At 50.8% G+C, this 21,530-nt stretch carries 20 protein-coding genes; 4 read left to right on the top strand and 16 right to left on the bottom strand.

The features are described from left to right. Window positions 1-110 precede the first annotated feature (110 nt). The 3 genes from ACMXD4_RS03355 to groES form a co-directional block, all read right to left on the bottom strand. Complete coding sequence (locus ACMXD4_RS03355) at window positions 111-857, bottom strand: response regulator (RefSeq protein ID WP_415879845.1); 747 nt, start codon at window positions 855-857, stop codon at window positions 111-113. 176 nt (window positions 858-1,033) lie between these two features. Further along, complete coding sequence (gene groL, locus ACMXD4_RS03350) at window positions 1,034-2,674, bottom strand: chaperonin GroEL (RefSeq protein WP_415879844.1); 1,641 nt, start codon at window positions 2,672-2,674, stop codon at window positions 1,034-1,036. A 56-nt stretch (window positions 2,675-2,730) separates the two neighbouring features. After that, window positions 2,731-3,018 carry a co-chaperone GroES gene (gene groES, locus ACMXD4_RS03345; RefSeq protein WP_020484651.1) on the bottom strand — a complete coding sequence of 96 codons (288 nt, stop codon included), beginning with the start codon at window positions 3,016-3,018 and terminating at the stop codon, window positions 2,731-2,733. A gap of 205 nt (window positions 3,019-3,223) precedes the next feature. Here groES and ACMXD4_RS03340 point away from each other — a divergent pair, with 205 nt between their 5' ends. Further along, window positions 3,224-3,970, top strand: coding sequence for a HesA/MoeB/ThiF family protein (locus ACMXD4_RS03340; protein WP_415879843.1), 747 nt, complete (start codon window positions 3,224-3,226; stop codon window positions 3,968-3,970). A 62-nt stretch (window positions 3,971-4,032) separates the two neighbouring features. Here ACMXD4_RS03340 and ACMXD4_RS03335 read toward each other — a convergent pair whose 3' ends face one another. After that, window positions 4,033-4,239, bottom strand: a complete 207-nt coding sequence (locus ACMXD4_RS03335) for a hypothetical protein (RefSeq protein WP_033156006.1) — start codon at window positions 4,237-4,239, stop codon at window positions 4,033-4,035. Between the two features lie 189 nt (window positions 4,240-4,428). On the opposite strand from ACMXD4_RS03335, the gene ACMXD4_RS03330 reads away from it, so the two are divergent. After that, window positions 4,429-7,122, top strand: a complete 2,694-nt coding sequence (locus tag ACMXD4_RS03330) for a cation-transporting P-type ATPase (protein ID WP_415879842.1) — start codon at window positions 4,429-4,431, stop codon at window positions 7,120-7,122. Here the strand turns inward: ACMXD4_RS03330 and ACMXD4_RS03325 are convergent. Further along, on the bottom strand, window positions 7,090-7,713 hold the full coding sequence (locus ACMXD4_RS03325) for a TetR/AcrR family transcriptional regulator (RefSeq protein ID WP_415879841.1): 624 nt from the start codon (window positions 7,711-7,713) through the stop codon (window positions 7,090-7,092). The two genes, ACMXD4_RS03330 and ACMXD4_RS03325, sit on opposite strands and share 33 nt — an antisense overlap. Window positions 7,714-7,809: 96 nt before the next feature. On the opposite strand from ACMXD4_RS03325, the gene ACMXD4_RS03320 reads away from it, so the two are divergent. Continuing rightward, window positions 7,810-8,277, top strand: a complete 468-nt coding sequence (locus tag ACMXD4_RS03320) for a DUF1348 family protein (RefSeq protein WP_415879840.1) — start codon at window positions 7,810-7,812, stop codon at window positions 8,275-8,277. Window positions 8,278-8,363: 86 nt separating this feature from the next. Here the strand turns inward: ACMXD4_RS03320 and ACMXD4_RS03315 are convergent, their stop codons facing one another. The 4 genes from ACMXD4_RS03315 to ACMXD4_RS03300 form a co-directional block, all read right to left on the bottom strand. Beyond that, a complete protein-coding gene (locus ACMXD4_RS03315; protein ID WP_319960341.1) occupies window positions 8,364-9,593 on the bottom strand; it encodes a pyrophosphate--fructose-6-phosphate 1-phosphotransferase in 1,230 nt (409 codons plus the stop codon). Between the two features lie 71 nt (window positions 9,594-9,664). Then, window positions 9,665-10,039 (bottom strand): hypothetical protein, encoded by a 375-nt coding sequence (locus tag ACMXD4_RS03310; RefSeq protein ID WP_171696615.1) that lies wholly within the window; start codon window positions 10,037-10,039, stop codon window positions 9,665-9,667. Between the two features lie 112 nt (window positions 10,040-10,151). After that, entirely contained in the window at window positions 10,152-10,925 is a 774-nt protein-coding gene (locus ACMXD4_RS03305) for an alpha/beta fold hydrolase (RefSeq protein WP_171696616.1), read from the bottom strand. 11 nt (window positions 10,926-10,936) lie between these two features. Continuing rightward, complete coding sequence (locus ACMXD4_RS03300; protein WP_171696617.1) at window positions 10,937-11,659, bottom strand: DUF445 domain-containing protein; 723 nt, start codon at window positions 11,657-11,659, stop codon at window positions 10,937-10,939. Between the two features lie 77 nt (window positions 11,660-11,736). On the opposite strand from ACMXD4_RS03300, the gene ACMXD4_RS03295 reads away from it, so the two are divergent. Then, complete coding sequence (locus tag ACMXD4_RS03295) at window positions 11,737-12,300, top strand: methylated-DNA--[protein]-cysteine S-methyltransferase (RefSeq protein WP_415879839.1); 564 nt, start codon at window positions 11,737-11,739, stop codon at window positions 12,298-12,300. 61 nt (window positions 12,301-12,361) lie between these two features. Here ACMXD4_RS03295 and lhgO read toward each other — a convergent pair whose 3' ends face one another. From lhgO to ACMXD4_RS03260, 7 genes are all read right to left on the bottom strand, one after another. Then, window positions 12,362-13,558, bottom strand: a complete 1,197-nt coding sequence (lhgO, locus tag ACMXD4_RS03290) for an L-2-hydroxyglutarate oxidase (protein WP_171696619.1) — start codon at window positions 13,556-13,558, stop codon at window positions 12,362-12,364. After that, window positions 13,542-14,123 carry a D-glycero-alpha-D-manno-heptose-1,7-bisphosphate 7-phosphatase gene (locus ACMXD4_RS03285; RefSeq protein WP_101052035.1) on the bottom strand — a complete coding sequence of 194 codons (582 nt, stop codon included), beginning with the start codon at window positions 14,121-14,123 and terminating at the stop codon, window positions 13,542-13,544. The genes lhgO and ACMXD4_RS03285 overlap by 17 nt, the downstream gene beginning before the upstream one ends. A gap of 15 nt (window positions 14,124-14,138) precedes the next feature. Further along, entirely contained in the window at window positions 14,139-15,020 is an 882-nt protein-coding gene (locus tag ACMXD4_RS03280) for a glycosyltransferase family 2 protein (protein WP_415879838.1), read from the bottom strand. Window positions 15,021-15,460: 440 nt separating this feature from the next. Then, window positions 15,461-17,824 carry a hypothetical protein gene (locus ACMXD4_RS03275; protein WP_415879837.1) on the bottom strand — a complete coding sequence of 788 codons (2,364 nt, stop codon included), beginning with the start codon at window positions 17,822-17,824 and terminating at the stop codon, window positions 15,461-15,463. A 6-nt stretch (window positions 17,825-17,830) separates the two neighbouring features. Further along, window positions 17,831-18,955, bottom strand: coding sequence for a hypothetical protein (locus ACMXD4_RS03270; protein WP_415879836.1), 1,125 nt, complete (start codon window positions 18,953-18,955; stop codon window positions 17,831-17,833). A gap of 173 nt (window positions 18,956-19,128) precedes the next feature. Further along, complete coding sequence (locus ACMXD4_RS03265) at window positions 19,129-20,370, bottom strand: MBOAT family O-acyltransferase (RefSeq protein ID WP_415879835.1); 1,242 nt, start codon at window positions 20,368-20,370, stop codon at window positions 19,129-19,131. A 168-nt stretch (window positions 20,371-20,538) separates the two neighbouring features. Further along, on the bottom strand, window positions 20,539-21,426 hold the full coding sequence (locus tag ACMXD4_RS03260) for an SGNH/GDSL hydrolase family protein (protein ID WP_415879834.1): 888 nt from the start codon (window positions 21,424-21,426) through the stop codon (window positions 20,539-20,541). Window positions 21,427-21,530: the final 104 nt, after the last annotated feature.

The raw sequence follows: 21,530 nt of genomic DNA, 5'->3' as shown, positions 1-21,530 counted from the left end.
TACTTTGCAATATAGGGTGCAGTTTGCATCATTTGTGCGGGCGCGTCGAACGCCAAAGCGCCGCAGCCGATAAAAGCGGCCAAATTAGAGCCACGCGAGTGTCACCTTGGTCATAATATGGCGTCATCGTCACCGAGACACTTCAGAACTTGATCCTGGTTATCCAACAGCCGAATCAGCTTAATTTTCATTGTATTAAAGCGCTGTTGCGCCAACTCTGCGTCGGCTTGTGCCAACGCTTTTTGCAAGTTCTCGACGATCGCCAGGCAATCGGCAAAATCGTAAAAACAAAAGGTGCCATGCAGTTTATGGTTCAAATCCCACGCCTGTTGCAGCAATCCATTGTCCAAGGCCCGCTCGATGTCGAGTATTAATCCCGGCAACTGCTCAAATAATTTGCCCATCAAGACTTGGCTCAACTGCCGGTTATGCTGGGCTTTGCGCAAAAGTTGCCCGGCATAATACTCGGCGTTCACCGGCTCATGTTGCCGCCAACGCACCAGCAATTGCTCCAACTGGTAAAGGCGAACCGGCTTGACCAAACATTCGTTGAACCCGGCGGCGATTGCCCGTTCCTGCTGCTGATTTTGCGCGTGAGCCGTGACGGCGACTGCCGGCGTTTGCCGATTGTAGTTTTCGGTGCCGCGCAAATTGGCGGCGACATCGAAACCACTCAAAAACGGCATATTGACATCCAGAAAGATGAAGTCGTAGCGGCGTTCTTGCAACAATTGCCAGGCCTCCCGCCCGTCTTTTGCCGAGGTGATATTGGTCGTCCAGTATTCCAACTGTTCGCGTAACAGCCATAGATTGATTTCATTGTCGTCAGCGATCAGAATCGAAAAATCGTTGGTCATAGTTAATGGCCTCGAGCTGTGAATAATTTGCTGATGCCGTTATCGAATGTTTCGCGGCAAAAATCAATCTATAGTGAGGCAAACCATCGTAAACCGTTCCACACCCAAAGCGCCAGACAATAAAAAACCCCGGCACCTTGCGGCAACCGGGGTTTTCAGGCCGAGGCCGAAGGCGATTACATCATGCCGCCCATGCCGCCCATGCCGCCCATATCAGGCATTGCAGGGGCTTTGCTGTCGGATGGTGCATCAGCAATCATCACCTCGGTGGTGATCATCAAGCCAGCAACCGATGCGGCGTTTTGCAAGGCAGAACGGGTCACTTTCGCAGGATCCAAAATACCCATGGCGATCATGTCGCCGTATTCGCCGGTAGCAGCGTTGTAACCGAAGTTACCGGTGCCTTTTTTAACTTCGTTCAGCACCACAGACGCTTCGTCTCCGGCGTTGCTGACGATTTGACGCAAAGGCTCTTCCATAGCACGGCGCAGGATGCTGATACCTACATCTTGGTCGTGGTTGATGCCTTTCAGGCCGTCCAGAGCAGACAGTGCACGGATCAGCGCAGTACCGCCACCGGCAACCACACCTTCTTCAACCGCAGCGCGAGTTGAATGCAGCGCGTCTTCAACGCGAGCTTTCTTCTCTTTCATTTCCACTTCGGTCGCCGCACCGACTTTGATCACCGCGACACCGCCAGCCAGTTTGGCCAAACGCTCTTGCAGTTTTTCACGGTCGTAATCGGAAGTTGCTTCATCAGCTTGGGCGCGAATTTGCGCGACGCGGCCTTTGATTTGATCTTCGTTGCCGGCACCGTCGATGATGGTGGTGTTTTCTTTGTTGATTTGGACACGTTTGGCAGTACCCAATTGGCTGATGTCGGCTTTTTCCAAAGACAGACCTACTTCTTCAGAAATCACCACGCCGCCAGTCAGAACTGCGATGTCTTCCAGCATGGCTTTACGACGATCACCGAAGCCAGGGGCTTTAACCGCAGCCACTTTAACGATACCGCGCATGTTGTTGACAACCAGCGTTGCCAAGGCTTCGCCTTCAACGTCTTCCGCGATGATCAACAAAGAACGGCCGGATTTAGCCACGCCTTCCAGAATCGGCAACATTTCGCGAATGTTGGAGATTTTTTTGTCATACAACAGCACGAAAGGATCGTCCAATTCGACGCTCATGCTTTCTTGTTTGTTGATGAAGTATGGAGACAAATAGCCGCGGTCGAATTGCATACCTTCTACAACGTCCAGCTCGTTGTTCAGGCCGGTGCCTTCTTCAACGGTGATGACGCCTTCTTTACCGACTTTTTCCATCGCTTCAGCAATGATCGCACCGACTGATTCGTCGGAGTTAGCCGAGATGGTACCTACTTGCGCGATCGCTTTGCTGTCGCTGCAAGGCGTAGCCGCTTTTTCGATCGCCGCAACCGCTGTGGTGACTGCCAAATCAATGCCGCGTTTCAGGTCCATTGGGTTCATGCCCGCTGCGACTGATTTCAAACCTTCGTTAACGATGGCTTGCGCCAGAACGGTCGCAGTCGTAGTACCGTCGCCGGCTACGTCAGAAGTTTTTGAAGCCACTTCTTTGACCATTTGCGCGCCCATGTTTTCGAATTTGTCTTTCAATTCGATTTCTTTCGCGACCGATACACCGTCTTTGGTGATGGTTGGTGCGCCGAAGCTTTTATCCAATACAGCGTTGCGGCCTTTAGGACCCAAAGTCACTTTTACTGCATTTGCCAGAACGTTAACGCCTGCCACCATCAGTGCACGCGCGTCGCCACCAAATTTTACGTCTTTTGCTGCCATTTCTTATTCCTGAGATATTGGTTAAATTGAAAAAGAGTGTGTCGAACGAATTGGGCTTAACCCAAAACACCCATGATGTCTTCTTCGCGCATGACGATGTATTGCTCGCCATCGACTTTAACTTCGGTGCCGGAATATTTGCCGAACAACACGCGGTCGCCAACTTTAACTTCCAGGGCACGTACTTGGCCGTTGTCTAACGGTTTACCTGAACCTACTGCCAACACTTCGCCTTCGCTAGGTTTTTCAGCAGCTGAACCCGGCAACACGATGCCGCCTGCGGTTTTGGTTTCTTCCTCAACACGTTTTACGACGATACGGTCATGTAACGGACGAATTTTCATCAATGTCTCCTTAATGTAGATAAAGTTAAAGGTTAAAAACTGTGTAAAGCAATTTAAAAAACAGCTACCCCTTACGGAGGAAGCGAGCTTTTAAGCGGCCTCAGTTTTATTAGCACTCTCTAGCAACGAGTGCTAATAATATCCGGCTTTTGCACTCTGTCAAGCTCTTTGGCATCATCTGCGCCTTACCCAAGCCATACACACTATGAACGACGAACAATTACTCCGTTACAGCCGGCAAATCATGCTGCCGCAAATCGATATTGCCGGTCAGCAAAAATTGCTCGATGCCAAAGTATTAATCGTCGGTGCCGGCGGTTTGGGCTCGCCTGCCTCAATGTACCTGGCTGCGGCCGGTGTCGGCCAGATCACCGTCTACGACAACGACCAAGTCGATTTGACCAATTTGCAACGCCAGATTGCTCACTACACCAGCGATATAGGGTTGGATAAAGTTATTTCAACCCAACAGACTTTGGAAAAAATTAATCCGGGCGTAAAAGTGTTTGCTCACAAGCAACGCCTGGCTGACGAGCAATTACTTAAAGAAGTGACGGAGGCCGATGTGGTGCTGGACTGCAGCGATAACTTCACCACCCGCTTTGCCATCAATAAGGCTTGCGTCGAGAAAAAAACCCCATTGGTATCCGGCGCGGCGATCCGCTTTGAGGGTCAAGTCAGCGTATTTACCCCTGGGTTAAACGATAGCCCGTGCTATAACTGTCTTTATCAAAGCGATGGCGAGGAATTGCAAAATTGCGCCCGCAATGGCGTGATTGCGCCGATCACCGGCATCGTCGGCAGCATACAGGCCTTGGAAACGATAAAGCTGATAGTCAACACCGGCAGCACATTAACGGGCCGCTTACTGTTGCTGGACGGCCTGAGTATGGAATGGCACAGCATGCGCTTGAAGAAAAACCCACACTGCCCAAGCTGCGGCGCGAAATAAGCCAATCCACATAAAAAAGCCGAGCTAAACCCGGCTTTCTATTGCTGGCAAATAAGACGTAATTAATTTTTTCCCAGTTTGCCTTTAACCATCAGAATGGCTTTGCTGACATTTCTCAATAGCGCCGAATCGCTATCGCCGTGCGGCTCGATGTCGCCGAACGGTTCGCCATTCTTCATGGTGTACATGTAAATGAAATACCCCAACGGTGCGAAAGCGAAGATGGCAATAATCAACATCAACACCACTAATTCGATAACTCCGCCCATATATACCTCCAACTATTTGTTTTTATTTTAATTTAGAATGAGGCCATAGACCTCGGGAATGGACTATAACCCCATCCCTTTTAGGGAACAAGCACAAAGTATTCTTTGTCAACTTATGGTTTTAACCTCAGGCTAATTTAGCCTTGGGGCAACTACGCCAACGCCATTTTCAACTATCAATCTGAGCATATGGACCATTACCCTAAAGCCAACTGGCACAGCCAAACGCCGGAAACCGTATTAACGCATTTCGGCGTAGAGCTGGGTCAAGGCCTGAGCAGCGAGGAAGCGCAAAAACGCCGAGCGACTAGCGGCGCCAACCGCCTGACCGCTCGCCGCGGCAAAGGCCCTTTGCTTTTGCTATTGGCGCAATTTCATCAGCCCTTGATCTACATCCTGCTGTTTTCCGCGGCCACCACCGCTTTTTTAGAGGAATGGACCGACAGTAGCGTCATCTTCGGTGTGGTCATTATCAATGCGGTGATCGGCTTCGTTCAGGAAGCGAACGCGCTGAAAGCCATTAACGCCCTGGCTCAGACCTTGAATATCAGCAGCAACGTCCTGCGTGACGGCCAGCGCCGAAGTATTGCTGCTGCCGAGTTAGTTCCCGGCGATTTGGTATTCCTGCAATCCGGCGACAAGGTGCCTGCCGATCTGCGCCTCTTGCAAAGCCGCGAACTGAAAATCGACGAATCCGCGCTAACCGGCGAATCGGTACCGGTGGAAAAGCAGGCACAGACTCTACCCTCGGCCACCTTATTGGCTGATCGCGCCAATATGGCGTATTCCTCGACGCTGGTCAGTTACGGCAGTGCACTGGCCGTGGTAGTCAGTACCGGCGATAACACCGAGATTGGCCGCATCAACAAGCTGATCGGCAGCGCCGAACCGCTGGAAACGCCGCTAACGCTAAAAATGAGCCAATTCAGTCAATTGTTGCTCTGGGTGATCGTCGGCTGCGCGGCCATTACCTTTGCGGTCGGCGTCTGGCGCGGCGAAACCATGTTGGACATGTTCATGGCCTCCGTGGCGTTGGCTGTCGGCGCCATCCCGGAAGGTCTGCCCGCGGCGCTGACGATTACGCTGGCTATCGGCGTCTCGCGTATGGCCAAACGCAACGCCATCATCCGCAAACTGCCGGCGGTGGAAACCCTGGGCAGCACCACGGTGATTTGCTCCGACAAGACCGGCACCTTGACGCAAAACCAAATGACCGTGCAATTCGTGCAAGCAGGCGGTGAAATATTCGAGGTCAGCGGTAGCGGCTACACGCCGGACGGTGAATTTACAAACCATAACCAAGTGGTCGACCCGTCCCTTAAACCAGCACTATTGGAATGTTTAAAAGCCGGCCTGCTGTGCAACGACGCCAGATTAATCGCCGACACCGACAACTGGCGTATCGAAGGCGACCCTACCGAGGCCGCCTTGCTGGTAGCCGCCCACAAAGCCGGTCTGCATCAAGCCAGCGTCAGCGGCGACCATCCGCGCCTGGACGCCATTCCGTTCGAATCCGCGTACCAATTCATGGCCACTCTGCATCACAACCTGGCCGAAGACGCCCGGCATATTTATTTAAAAGGCTCGCTGGAAAGCCTGTTACAGCGCTGCGACAAGGCCTTTTCCGCCGATATGCGATTGGTTCCGCTGGATAAAAACGGGCTTAACCAACAAGCCGAAGCCTTTGCCGCACAAGGCTTGAGAGTCCTGGCTTTTGCGCGCGCTGAGCATGATGACGATGCGGTTGAACATCGCGAAGTGGGTGGCGGCCTGACCTTTTTGGGCTTGCAAGCCATGATCGATCCACCCCGCCCCGAAGCTGCCCGAGCCATTGCCGCCTGTTATAAGGCCGGCATCTCGGTGAAGATGATCACTGGCGACCATCCCGTCACCGCGCTGGCCATCGCTAAGCAGCTCAACATGCACCATACCGAACGTGTGATCAGCGGCGCCGACTTGCAACACTACAGCGAAGCCGACTATCGCAAACACGTCAAAGACTGCGATGTCTTTGCCCGCATCGCGCCGGAGCAAAAGTTGCAATTGGTGCAAGCCTTGCAGGCCAACGGTCACGTGGTAGCCATGACCGGCGACGGCGTCAACGATGCCCCGGCGCTGCGACAAGCCAACATCGGCGTAGCAATGGGCATGGGCGGCACCGAAGTCGCCAAGGAAGCGGCGGCCATGGTGCTGACCGACGATCATTTCGCCACCATCGAAGCCGCCGTCGAAGAAGGCCGCGGCGTGTTCGACAATCTGGTCAAATTCATCGCCTGGACCTTACCGACCAATCTCGGTGAGGGCCTGGTGATTACCGCCGCGGTGTTCGCCAATGTGGCGTTGCCGATTACACCCCTGCAAATTCTCTGGATCAATATGACCACCGCAGTACTGCTGGGTTTAATGTTGGCTTTCGAACCCAAGGAACCGGGTCTGATGCTCCATAAGCCACGCAATCCCAAGCAAGCTATCCTGACCAAACGCCTAATGTTTCGTATCTGTCTGGTCGGCCTGTTGTTGCTGGCCGGCGCGTTCGGCTTGTTTGAATGGGAACTATCGCAAAACGCAACCCTAGCTAAGGCCCGCACAGTCGCCGTCAATGTGTTTGTGTTTGGCGAATTGTTTTACCTATTCAACTGCCGCTCGCTAAATTACTCGATGTTCCGAGTCGGCGTTTTTTCCAATTTATGGCTGATTTTTGGTGTCGTCAGCATGATTTTGCTGCAACTGCTGTTTACCTATTGGCCAACGATGCAGGCCTTATTCGGCAGCGAGGCAATCGGTCGGGAGGAGTGGCTGTTGATTTTGGGGGTTAGCTCGGTTATTTACGTAGCGATAGGCCTGGAAAAACTAGTCGTCCGGCGCTTTAACCGCCGGCGTTGATTGCGCGAAGGCATTCAGTGCAACTAATAGCGTCTCCAAGCTTTTTAGGGACTGCTTTTCCGCGACCTCTGGCGCTTCCAGCTGCGCTTTAACAATCGCGCCGTCTATCGCCACCGCAGCCGCATTCGCCAGCTGCTGCCGGTTTGGGCCATCCGGCAACAGTTCGGCAATTACCCGCACCATATCTTGTTTATGCTGGTAGCAAATTTCCAGCACATCGGGCAACACGCCGCCCAATTCGGCGACGGTATTGATAAACGCGCAGCCGCGATAAATAGGCTTGCGAAACCATTCTGCCATAGTCGCCACCAGCGGCATCAATCCCGCACCCGCTTGCCCGCCGTGACGCTGTAAGGCATCGTTAAACCAGGCCATCCACAGGTCGTGCCGGTAAGCCAAAAACGCCCGAATCAAATCATTCTTGCTGGGGAAATACCGGTAAAACGTCACCTTCGTCACGCCGGACTCGGCAATTACTTTGTCGATGCCGGTGGCGCGGATGCCGTCGCGATAAAACAAATCATGCGCGGCCAGTAATATCCGCTCGCGAGGCGGGCGGTCCGACAGCAGTGTGGTGGAATCAGAGATCATGTTTCGATTGTAGACAAGTCTGTCTACAATTGCTACCATCGCCACAAGTAGACAAACCTGTCTACTTACTTTCTCACCCCAGTCAGGAGCTCAACGATGGATAGCAAACCGCCTCTACCGCCCTTTACCGCCGACACTGCCAAGCAAAAAGTCCGCATGGCAGAAGATGCCTGGAATAGTCGCGATCCGGATCGCGTCGTGCAGGTGTATACCGAAGACAGCCGCTGGCGCAATCGCGCCGAGTTTCCGGTAGGTCGCGGGCAAATTCGTGAGTTTTTACAGCGCAAATGGGCCAAGGAATTGGATTATCGACTAATCAAAGAATTATGGGCTTTTGCCGACAACCGTATCGCGGTGCGCTTCGCTTACGAGTGGCATGACGATGCCGGCAACTGGTTTCGCAGCTACGGCAACGAAAATTGGGAGTTTAACGAATACGGATTAATGCAGCGTCGCTTTGCCAGCATCAACGATTTGCTGATTAAGGCCGATGATCGTTTATTCCATTGGCCGCTGGGCCGGCGACCCGACGATCATGCCGGCTTAAGCGAATTGGGCTTGTGAAACTTGGCGGTGGAGGCGAATTTATTCGCTTCCAGTAAATAAAAAAGGGCGGATAAATCCGCCCCTATGATCAAGCCAAAACTTTATTAATGGCTGACTTCGACTTTGCCGCCCTTTTTCTGACCAATTTCCGCCAGCGTTTGGGTGAACCAGTCGGTATCGATATTGAACGGCTTGCCGCCTTTGATGCGTGGAAACTCGATAGCGCGCAATATGTTGCCGTTATCTTCGTCGTGGCCCATCACGCCGGATTCGCGGCGGAAGGCACATTCCACGGCCAGGTCAGCGCAAGATTTGATCAGACGCATATCATCAACATTAGCAGCAGCAGCGCGGGCGAAATAACCGGATTTCTGCACCAGGGTTTTTTCCGCCCCGATCATTTGCGCGAATTGCTCGCCAAACCATTTGCCCGGATTGACTGCATCCAGCTTGATGTGGCCGAACGCATCACGCGGCACTTCTTGGCCTTTAGCTTGCAGTTCGGCAACGATAGCTTCCACACCGGCGCCTTCGGACACGAAGATATTCACGCAATCGACTTTGTCCATCACCGCGCGTAAACGCGCCGCTTCGGCTTCCAGATCGATAGCCATTTCCGGAACGAATACCGCATGCACTTCATACGATTCACGAGACAAGCCCAGCTCAGGCAGCCACTCGGCGCGATCTAGCAATTTGCGATATTCCTGCGCGGTCGCGGCGGTCAGCCAGCCACAGTTACGGCCCATCACTTCGTGGACGATCAGCATGCGTGGGTTGGAATTGTTCTCGGCCACCACGTTCATGAAGTAACGTGCGCCTTGTTCGGCGGCAGTCCAGGCACCCAGGGATTGTTTGATCGGGAATACGTCGTTATCGACGGTTTTTGGCAAACCGATCACGGTCAGACCGTAGTTGTTTTTCGCCAGAAATGCGGCCAAATCGGCCGCCGCAGTATTGGTATCGTCACCGCCGATAGTGTGCAGAATATCGACGCCGTCTTTAATTAACTGGTCGGCAGCGACTTTTTGCGGGTCTTCGCCTTCTTTCACCAAACCGCGTTTCACGCAGTCTTTGATATTGGTCAGCTTGACGCGGCTGTTGCCGATCACTGAACCGCCGAAACGTTGCAGCAAGCCGGCTTTTTTGCGGACTTCATCGGTCACAACATAGGAGTCACCCAGCAGCAGACCTTTGTAGCCGCCACGGTAGCAAATAATTTCGATGCTAGGATCAATTTCTGTGTAGCGTTCAATCAGGCTGCCGATAGCGGAGTTCAGGCAAGGCGCCAAACCGCCGGCCGTGAGGATTGCAACTTTTTTGGGTTTGTTCATGGGCGTTTCAAATAAAAAGTTAAGAAAAAGTGTGATGGCTCGGCGTACCAACCATCAGCTATCGCCGCGTCTCAGCGCCGGCGTTGCGATCCCTTTTGCCGCAACACTCGCCAAAACGGTGCAAGCCGCGCGATTCTAACACAAGCTTTTCTTTTATCAGGCAACGTTCGATGATCGCTCAGCTCACCCAGCTTAACCGGCTGCGCCACAAACACTACCGCAGCAAAATCCAGTGGCGCAGAGGCTCGAATAAAAGCGGAGTAGGTTAGCGGCTCGACATCGGTCGTAGTGATACTAACTTTGGTTAATTCACCGCAATGGCTTAGCGAAAGCGACAAATAATCGCTGAGCCCGTGTTCGGCCTGTGTGAGCAACAAATCCTCAAGCGGCACCGCAAGTTTGCCTCGTTTGATACCTTGAATGTGTTGATATGAACTATCTGTCATCTGTTACCGCTCCGCACTGAACTAGCTAAATTGCGGTAGCAAGCTTATCGTCCTTGCGATTTATCGCCAGTGTACCAAGGTTCTAAACCAGCCTAGATCAAGCACTTAAGCGCTAAGCGGCCAGCAACCAATCCTCCACCAAGCGACAAAACGCATCCGGCGCCTCAACGTATAACCAATGGCCGGTATCTGGAATTTTCGCGATCTTTGCTTGCGGAAACACTGCATAAATCGCTTCTTCATCCAGATATTTGGAATTGCCGCCACCGATGAATAACACCGACCGGACGAACCGGCGTTCGCCGACTTCCGGAAAGCCGACAATGTGATGGGCATTTTTTTGAATAATATCCAGATTGATCCGCCAGTAGTAATTGCCGTCTTTCAGCAGCAGATTTTGCAGCAAAAACTGCCGGTAGGCCAGATCCGGAACCGCCTCGGCTAGCGCCTCTTCGGCCTGCTTTCGGTTGCCGATGCTATTGACTGGCAAACGGCTCAGAGCGTCGACCAGATCGTCGAAGCTATGCTGATAACTGACCGGCGCGATGTCCGCAACGATTAAACCAGCGACTCGTTGCGGATGATGCAAGGCAAACCACATCACCGCCTTGCCCCCCATGCTATGCCCGAGTAAATGAGCACAGGGAATCTCATGGCTATCCATAAAAGCCAACAAGTCGGCGGCCATACTGGGATAATCCAGCACCTCGGCATGCGGCGAACTGCCGTGGTTGCGCATATCCAACACATAAACATGCCGCTGCTCCGCTAGGCGTTTGGCCACCGAACGCCAGTTACGCGAGGCGGCCAGAAAACCATGCACAATCAGTAATGGCGTGTCGCCGGGTTCGCCGAAACTATCGTAAGCCAGTTCGATGGTCGTCATCGTCACTGCGCTCAAGCAAAACCGAAGATTGCGCCCAATATCCCACCGAATACGCCGCCCCACACCACCAGCCAACCCAAATGTTGCTTGATGATGGATTGCACCATTTCCTTGACCAATTGCGGCGTTAATTCGCTCAAACGCCTGTCGATCACCATTTCGATTTTGCCGGTCAAATCCTCGCCAATCTTGTGCGCATTCAATCCTTGCTGTAAAGCGTGTTTAAACCGTTCTGACTCCACCATTTCCGAGAGGGTATGCTGCATTTTTTCGGTAAAAGGTTGTTTTAGCGGCAATAACGCCTCTTCGCCGCCCATCATCAACAACATGCCACCAAACGAAGAAGCCATAATGGAAGATACCAAGCCTTCGTAAACCTTGTCGTAATCGACAGCATTTAGCAAAGGTTGCAAATTCAACACCTTGCCGCCCTGCTGCTCTTCCGTTTCGATGAACTGTTCGATATTTTCCACCGTGAAAAATTGCTGCATCATCAAGGCCTTGATCGATGCTTTAAACTCTTCGAAACGCGCCGGGATAATCCCCGAGCCATACAAAAACGGCACCTTTTCGAACAGCATATGAATAGCCAACCAATTGGTAATTGCCCCGGAAAATGCAAAAAAACCAATTGCTTTCAGCGTTTCCGGATAAAACGGGCTGACATAGCCGACAGCGATAATCAGCAGGGAGATAAAGTTGGTTAAAAAGCTTTGATTCAGTAATTTTTTCATTATTTTGTTAAGTAACATGCTAACAGCAAATTTTGCCAAACACTGTTGCCGTAGGCCAGCATAAATTGGGACTAAATATGAACAATACTATTTCTCCGAACCATAACGGTGAACCCGGCAACCAAATTCGATTTGCAACCGGGATGTGTCCGTTGGGCTGGCTGCTAGTGGCGGTTAAACCAACCGGCGTTTGCGCAATAGCCTTGGGCGATGCTCCGGAGGATTTAACCACAGCCTTCCAGGATAAATATCCTGAAGCGGAGTTTATAGACGGCTCACTCGAATTCGAACGCATTTTCGCCGCATTGCGACAATTTATCGACATACCGGAGCAAGGACTGGCGCTGACATTGGATACAGGCGGAACGCCGTTCCAACAGCGCGTTTGGCAGGCATTACGGGAAATCCCTGTCGGTGCCACCGCTAGTTACAGCGAGATTGCTCGGCGCATAGGTTCGCCGAATTCGGCGCGTGCGGTGGCAAGCGCTTGCGCCGCCAATCCTTTGGCCATAGCCATACCATGCCACCGGGTATTAAGGATTGACGGAAAATTATCGGGTTATCGCTGGGGTTTGGAACGCAAAGCGGCGTTATTACGCCGGGAGTTGCTTTACAAAAAGCAACTAATCGAAATCGGATGATAAAACCATAATCCGCAAATTGGCAGCCCGCGCCGATGAAGACCCATTTATTCAAGGCCCGCTAAATGGCTTGGCAACGTTCCGCAATCATTCTGCCGATGGGAAGTGCTGAAGTCGCGGCCGGCGAAGGTGCATTGCAGACGTGCAGCATGCGCTCGGTCTGCTTAAACAGAAAATCGTGGACGGCCTGGCCTTCATTGGTAACAACCTGAGCACGGATACCCGCCCGGAACGGCAATAAATCTTCAACGCTTAACGACGGGCAATATTTGCGGCATTTCCGAAGGTAAGCCCGTTTGCTCAACGACGTCACCAACTCTTGCCGCGCGTGGTGGCGGTAGCGATAAATCAATTTCCAGAACCCAGGAAATCCTAAAAAATCTGCGCAATCTCGCCGGGAAAACGATAACTTGGGATAGCCTTCGCGGGCGAAACCAATCACCGCGTTTGGCCCCACAGTCACGCTCCCGTCTATCATACGGGTCAAGTGAATCCCCAGGAACGGCAGCGCCGGGTCGGGCGCCGGATAAATGAGGTGGTTGACGACCGCGTTTTTGGCTTGAGGCAATTGAAAATATTCGCCGCGAAAGGGCACGATACGAAAATCAACATCCAGGCCTGCCAAGCGGGCCAACCGGTCGGCTTGCAAACCGCCGCAGACGATCAATTGGCCTGCGCGAAAGAGCTCTCCGCCGCCCCCGACCTCAACGTAGTGGGTACTCTCCTCAATACGATCCACCTGCAAACCGTAACGCACCACCACACCGCCTTGCACCACTTGTTCGGCCATTTTACGGCATACCAAGCCGTAATCGACAATCGCCGTTTCCCGGCTATACAAGGCAGCAATCCCACGAATATTTGGCTCACTGCGTGCAAGCTCAGCTCCGTCGAGGCGTTCTAATTGCAATCCGTTAGCAATCGCGCGGTCATACAGTGTATTGATCCGTTCGTGCTCCACGCTGTCAGTCGCTACGATAAGCTTGCCGCATTCGTCGTAGGGAATCCCATGCGTGCGGCAAAAATCCTTGGTCGCCACCAACCCCTCCCTACACAGACGCGCCTTCAGGCTCCCCGGCTCATAATAAATACCTGCATGTATGACGCCGCTGTTGTGACCGGTCTGATGTCGACCGGGCATCTCCTCTTTTTCCAACAACACAATGCGAGCGTCGGGATGGCGTTCCTGCAGCGTCAGTGCAGTTGCGAAACCGACGATACCCCCGCCGATAATGCAAAAATCAGAAAACGTCGTCATGTTGCCCCTTCAAATAATGCTGATCGAGAACTGAGCAAGCCTCGGCAAGCGAATATATAGCCACAGTCGGTCGGGCGTCGTTGGCATCCTCTCCCAGCAACAGCGTCACGCCAACCCCCGCCGCTTTTGCGGCAACGATATCGGAATGTTTGTCGCCCAAAAGCAGGGAACGGGACAGATCCAAACCAAGTTCGTCGCGAGCCCGCAACATCATCCCCGGATTGGGTTTGCGTTCGAAAGACTCACGTTTGTAGTCGCCAACACCGTGCTCGGGATGAAACGGACAAAAATACACCGCTGCCAACGGCGCACCTTCCGCCGCGAAGCGCTCACTCATCCAGGCCGTAAGCGCGTGAAATTGCGCTTCCGTATAAAAGCCCCGTCCGATGCCGGCCTGATTGGTCACCACCACCAACACCAAGCCCAAGCGGGTTGCCAGACGGCATAGGTCGAAAATGCCGTCAACAAATTCAAAATCTTCGATACGGTGGACGTAATTCTTTTCGACGTTGATAACGCCGTCGCGATCCAGGAACAATGCAGGTTTTGCGTAAGTTTTCGTCATAGAACGACTAACCCGTCAAACAAACGGTTTCAGCAAACCGTGAGCGGCCAGTTGCCTGCCCAAAAACCATATCCATAACGATAAGCGCCAGCGCAACGGCAAACCTTTATCCAAAAAAATAAAACGTGTGATATAGCTTGCGACACCCAGCATTCCATGAGGCACTGAACTCGGAACACAATCATCCAAAGCGGCCGGCACCGTTTCCTTCTGACTCACTTCAGATAATGCCCTGGCACCATTTGCCCGCATGGTGATTAGCGACAAGAAATCGCCATCATCTGCAAACCTTCCTCGCTGCCGGTAGGTATCATCCATGGGCGCCTTTCCTGCCCGATAATGCATATGCTCGAATATAAGCTCAGGTAAATAGCGAATACGTTTAAGGCCCAGTTTCTCCAAACGCTTAAAAATGTCCATAAGGTGATAATCGATGAAGGCACCTTTATAAATCATTGGAAAAGGCTCTCTTAAAATCTCGCAAGTTTTTCGGGAAAGGATAGGGAATGTGCAAAGATTTCCTTTCTTAAATAAATCGTTTCCATAGGCCAGATAGATACGATCCGGAATACTGTCATGTAATTGGCGTATTATGCTGTCCCAACCACTAGTGCGAATAATCATATCGTCGTTGGCAAGAACGACAATATCTCCACGCGCCATTTCATAACAGGCGGTATTGTAGGCGCCCATGGTTGCCCGAGGTCCTATAATACGTTTAATGGTTAACCCGGGGCATTCCATCGAGTGGCTAGCAAAATCATCCTCGTCCAGGTAAACAATAACTTCCACATATTCCGGATACTCGCTATTCTCGAGAACGCTTTGTAAAAAGTCGTTGGCGCGTTGCAAGCGGCCGCGGCTAGGTAATAGGAGGGAAATCAGCGCATTTTTCATAACGCCTCGATACCATCTAAACTTCCAAGAAATCCAGCCGATCTTGAATAAGCCATTAAACAAAATTTAAAGTTGACGATCAGATATTCCCCTCTCTCGAATTAGAGATTTGATATTCCGTTTTTCCATAAACTAAGGTAGTTTTAGCACGCAACAATATTGGCACCAAAAAAATTTGCCCTTCGGCAACATGAACTGAATCATAACAGCCTTAGTTAGACAACACGAGTTGGAATTTCAAATTGTAACTGGAATCAGACTTGAAGACAGATCGCACTTTTTATAGCCAATACTCAATAAAAACAACCAGATCGATCCCCCAACGTCAAATATGGACAAATCAAAAACCGAGAGATTGTAAAAACTCTACCTGCCTTTGCGAAGCCGTTGATGGAGCGCAACCTGTTGGATTGCAATCGGTTTCGACCGTTTCGATACTCTTATTGCGAAGGCTTTTTCGAGGCATCTTCGGGATTTTGGCTACAAACTGAATCAGGCCGCAAGAAAAGCGAGGATATCCTTGACAACATATACCTCCCGTAGACGCCTACAATCGTCAAGAGTAGAACAATCGTTAAAAGATAATTGATCCAAATCGTCGCAGCGGTCCATCGGGAGCCTCCGGTAAAGCGGAATGTCACCTCATGGTACCCGGGAGTCAATTCTAAGGCCTTAAAGGCAATATTGGCCGGAAGAATTGGCGCGGGATGACCATCGATCTGGGCTTGCCAGCCTGGATGCAGGCTATCCAAATAAATCAGGAATCTGTTTGAACCAACAGGTATCTCAGTATTGGCTATCAGTTGGTTGGCACTGAAACGGCGAATTGTAATTACGTCCGCAGAAATGGCCGATGATGAAGTTGGCATCGCGTCGGACCAACCTGGATGACTAGTCCGGACGACCGGCGTTTCGTACAGAGTCGCCGCAGTATTGATGATATGTCTCACCTGGGCGTCGTTATCTGTGAGAACCGGCGTACGAGCTAAATAGAGTTTTGGCGTTTCACAGCCAATTGCAGCCATTAGCGCAGTATCGTTAACGACGCTTCCAAGTGTGAAATATTCCTGCGGAGACTGCCCGTCCGTTACGGCAAGACGTGTCCGAATAAGCGAATCAAATGGCGTACTTATCATATCCACGCGGTGAACCGGAAAACACAGATCGAGCGACAAGCTTCCGTATCCCAAGCTGTTGCGAGCCCCCCATACCTCCATCAGGGATAACTGATGAATGATGTCCTGCTCGATTTCTCTTCGGCGCATCGAGCTATAAAGCAAGGGACGCACATCGTAGGCGTGACGGAGAGACTGCCAATGCCTGAACCAATTTGGCGCCATGGCCGGGGCGCGCCACTCCAGCATGAACTTATAACTCATCATTTCCAGCAAAACGCAAACCAGAAGACCGGGGCCCAGTATATCGCGCGTAACGAGCTTAGTCCCAAGCCCAAATGCCACCAGGACAAATAATACAACGATAGCCCACTGCCAATAATGAAAGGCGAAAGGTATATCCAGGCTGGAATCGCTCGCGTAGGCATACTGCCATCCATGCTCAGCATCGACCATGACAAAAACCGCACCCAATGCAATAGTGAGCGAGGTAAGGAACAATGTGTTACGGCCACGTGCGGACCTATTTTCCAGATAATGATCAATACCAAATCCCGAAGCAACGATAAGCAGAATCTTCGCGACCGGCGTGACAAATCCGATGTGGCGAAATTTATCCATCGTGGGGAAAAACCTATAGGCAATTTCCGCCACCCCCCCAGAAGCCCCCAGAGAAAATAGCAGCACCAACCCCACTAAAAGCACGAACACCCCAAAGGCCTTTGTCCTTGCGTGTATCAGGGCAAACGTCACGAACAGTATGGTGAAGAGACCGCTGTAGGCAACAAAAGCAAAACGAACCGGTGCCGCATAGATGAACTCCATAAATTTCACGGGTGATACATATCCCCCATAAGTCAAGAAGATATCCAGCCCGACAGACCCGTTGGCCTGCCGCAGGGAAGTGAAGCTTTGCATGCCGTCGATTACATGCCGGGCAAATTGAACGTTCATAAAAGCGATGACCAGCGCTACGCAGACGATTACCCGCCCTCCTGGATTCGGAATCGCGAAGCGTAGAAGTGACGGCATTTGAGGCCGGAATAGAAGCAGCCAGATACAGACGAACGCGCCCAGCGTGGCCGCAATGAATATCTGCGTATAAAAAAGCCCGCCTAGAGTCATCACAATCAGCGCGAACGCTAAATGTTCCAAGCCTTCACCCCGTAGATACCGGGCGGTGTGATACAACAACAATGGATACAGATAAATCAGGTGGAAGTTCCAATGAATCTGCGTCCCCCAAGAAACTGACAGCACACCAGTGATGCCAATGATGATAGGGCTGATGCGGTGCCTATGGAAAAGTGAGGACAGCTGGTAGAGGCCATAGATCAGCAAAGTTTCTTCGAGATAAAGTCCGAACCGAAACAGTAATAGCGTGTCAGTGACGGAAAAGAGTTTTCCCAAAAAAACGGCAGCATAAAAGGCCGGCGTGAACGTGAATGCATAGGCAAAATCCGCCGTGACACCCTGACTGGTAAATGGTAACCAAAGTGGAAACTCATCCGAGAGTAAAAATTCGCGATAGACCGTACCAAACATCTGGAAGTTAATCATCGTGTCGTGGGCCAATGGCAGATTGGCTGCTGCAAGAGTCCAGAATAGACAGGCATGCAGACTCAGAATGATGACTAGGTCAGAAGGAAAGTAGTTGCCTGTAACATGTTTAGGAGCAGTTTCAGTCATGCCTTACTACCGTTTCCACCTGACCATTGAAAAAATAGCTGTAGCAATAATTTCATTTGCGCGTCCGGTCGTATGGGCGAAATCCAGAAACACCTCACCTTGTCTATTATCAAGAACACTTCTCAAATCTACCGATATAATTCCATCGGCATTCAATGCGTCACTCTGGTTAGCAAACTTGTCAATGCTATGCGTATACACAAACTCCATTCCTGGAGGGGTCAACAAGAAGTTATCAATAAGAAATTGCTCGTGTTTAGTGCGAGATTTAAGAGAAAAGATGGACGGTTGAAGAAAATGATAAAAATCAGAGCCCGACGCTTTGCTGTATTGATGCGCTAAGCGAATATTATTGGCAAAATTCTCGCTCGCCTTAATCGCCCTTGCGTTTACCTCTTCGGCATTGCGCGTATGTAGAGGGGGCGACTGCTGTTTGATATATTTGAGAAGTTCGGCAAAGTGTATTAATTTTAATTTCTCTAAAACCGGCAATATTCGTGATTCAAGGACACCCGGTTTTTCTGAATTCCGTAGAGTGTTTATATTGAGACCATATTCATAATCGTTGTATACTTTATATATAATATCGCAGCCACCATCGAAAAATATTACAATATCACCTTCTTTTAGCGTTGTTTCGTGTAAGAAAAAAAGTTGCTGCTCGGAGTTCATGGATGAGACACCGTAATTCACGACTTTATATTGAGTCGTAATTTCGTTGATCTTGCGCTGCACTATGCTCGGGATAGTGTATTCGTCCGGTACTTCCTGCGAATATATTGTGGACGCGCCATAAATGTATACAGTATTTTTCGCGTCTTCCGGAACAAACGCCGTCCGACGGTGCCCGTCAATCACATTGATATACTTACCTTCAAAATTTACTAATCTACGGACTTTATCATCAAATTTTCCTTTTTCTCCGTTAGAGGATTCATGCATAAATTCCGCGCTAAAGTAAGGCGAATCAGAATATGCCGGTGGTTTTTTTGCCCTGAAAACCCACCGGGAATCATATGCCGGTAGTTTTTTTATGATGAGCTGACTACATATTTCTATTAAATAACTCGTAACTATAAGAGTCACAAGGACAATGATCAAATTGGATATTCTGTCGAATTTCACCGCCATCAACACGTTCTCTTGTAAGGTTTGTTATTGTTCTTTAAAGGGCTTGACTCCAATCATACCTATAAGCAACATCCTCAAACTTATCGGTTGATTCGGAGTTTCCAGTCTCTGTGCTGAATACCCGGTTTTGGGTCGTAGGCGGCTTATGGGTAAGCCTTGTTTCGTGCAATTCGTCAGAAATCGAAATAGATAAAAGCCGCAGTATTTCCTTGACTTATTGTGATCGCCACAAGCCAACAGAAAGCCAGCGCAATCCATATAAATTCAGGCTGAGCGTAATGAACCGCAATTTTGATCCGCCTGATGTCGTCAAACCGGTGTAGCGCGAAGAACACCAAGATCAACAACAACGGAAAAATATTATTGTTGGCGAACGAATCAATCCCGCCCCAACCACCGATAAAGGGGGCCGCCCAGATGTCTAGCGCTTTTGCAATAGTCGGGCTACGAAAGAAGACCGCTGCAAAAGCGAAAAAATGAAATGTCAGCAACACCCCAATCCAATCGGGCATTTTGCCGGATGGCAATCTGCGTAAGGCGGGCCGCAACAAATAATTAACCGATATACCGATGCCGTGCAGCAAGCCCCAGATCAAAAAGGTCCAATTCGCACCATGCCATAAACCGCTTAACAGCATGGTGATCAATATATTTCGGACAGCCTTGAACCGTCCGTACCGGTAGCCGCCGAGCGGCTGGAAAAGATAGTCACGAAACCAAAATGACAGCGTAATATGCCACCGTCCCCATAAGTCGCTGAGTGAACGCGCGGCGTAAGGCCGACGGAAGTTATTAGGTAGACGGATTCCGATGGCGAGCGCAAGTCCAATCGCCATGTCGGTATATCCGCTGAAGTCGCAATAAATTTGAACCGAGAATCCGTAAATCGCCAACAGCGCGTCCAGAGCCCCAAGCGTTCCATTTTGGTTATAAACATCATTAACCGCAAAACCGGCCTGATCGGCAAACACCAGCTTTTTGACCAAACCAAGCGAAAAAATCGCCAGCGGCACGGCAAACCGGCGTAGGGTCGCCATGCGCTGACGTTCGAGTTGCGGCAGCAGTTCGTAGGGCCGAAGAATCGGTCCGGCAATCAGATGCGGAAAGAATAAGACATAGGCGAGCACTGCCGATGCGGATGACGTTGCCGGAAACTTGCCTTTGTAGATATCGATGACATAGGCCGTGAGGGTAAAGGTGACGAAAGACAAACCAAGCGGCAGCGGCAGATTGAGCAAATTGTCTTGCATACCAACGAACGGTCCGATCAGTTCCCTAAAGAAAAAATCCGTGTACTTGTAGAAAACCAGCGGCAAAAATAAACCGATGACGCACGCAACCGCCCGGCGTTTGCGTGCGACTGGATTGACCGCGCCATTCATCCAAATGACGCCGAGGTAGGCGATTGCCGTCAATAAGTAAGGCAGCCATATGTATTCGATTCGCCACCATCCATAAAAAATCGTACTGCCAAGAATGATCAGGTAAATTCTAAATTGCTTGGGAATGATGAAGTGGAGCAGGAAGTAAACGGAAAAAAATACAAAAAATATCGGTGAACTAAATAGCATTCCCCATCCTGTTTACTTGTTCACTGAGGAGCTGCCTGATTGCGAAAGCGTTGGCAGGATTGCCTCGGCCATCAGCCGGTGGCCTAGTGCATTGGGGTGCGGATCGGTCGGCATTGCCCAAATGTCTTTCGGAGGCAAACCTTTCATTGTGGGCAGTTGGTCGCAATAAATGTAGCCGTACTCGGCGGCTACCTGTTTCATAATGTCATGGGCAAAATCGAATTTATAGTCAACTAAATTGAATGTGGCTGGCGTCATAGCCAGATATATCCGAATATTATTCGCTTTGGCATACTCCGAAAGTTGTCTGAGCTTTTCTTTCATTTTGAGCATGCCGGGCGCTTCTGGCTGATAGACGTCGCGATAGTACTGCACCATTGATTGTTCTCCGTTCTTATCGAAGAACCGGTGATAGACGCCCCATAAGATCACCGCCAGTTGACTGTGACGTAACAACAAATTATCTCCGCCAGCAGGCAGGTCTTCAGCGTCGCGCAGACAATAATGCACGACGATATCGGTCGGATGCAGGCCGGTAAGCTCATCAAAAAAACGGGAAACGTAGCGCTCTGTGTTGTAGTTGCCGACGCCGGCGTTAAGCACCTGTACGGGCTGTTTGTCGATAGCGCTTAACGCCGTCTCAAGTCTGGCTTCAAGGGTGTCCTGTTCAGAAACTCCCCAGCCAAATGTGATGGAGGCACCGAGAAAGAGAATTCTTCGTCCGCCAGGCGGCAAAGCAGAAAGCGGGGCACCGCGCAACCCATGCTCGTTGAGGCGAATTTCGACATTCTGCAATATCGCCGATTTTGACCTGACATGATCGAAGTCAAGCATAGGCTCAGGGCGGCGGGTTTTTAGTTCCTTGCCGTAGCGCCACATCTCGATATCGTAGTTGGTCATTGAACTGTTTTTTATGCGCAGGAGACCTTCTGCGAGACCGAGAGCGATTGCCGACGACAGGCAGAGCAAAATTATCGATAGGAATTTTTTATTAGTTTGTGGCA

This window comes from Methylomonas sp. TEB (assembly GCF_047777895.1).
GTDB lineage: Bacteria > Pseudomonadota > Gammaproteobacteria > Methylococcales > Methylomonadaceae > Methylomonas.
The sequence above is the reverse complement of the archived record's forward strand: the minus strand, read 5'-3'. Positions and strand labels throughout refer to the sequence as shown.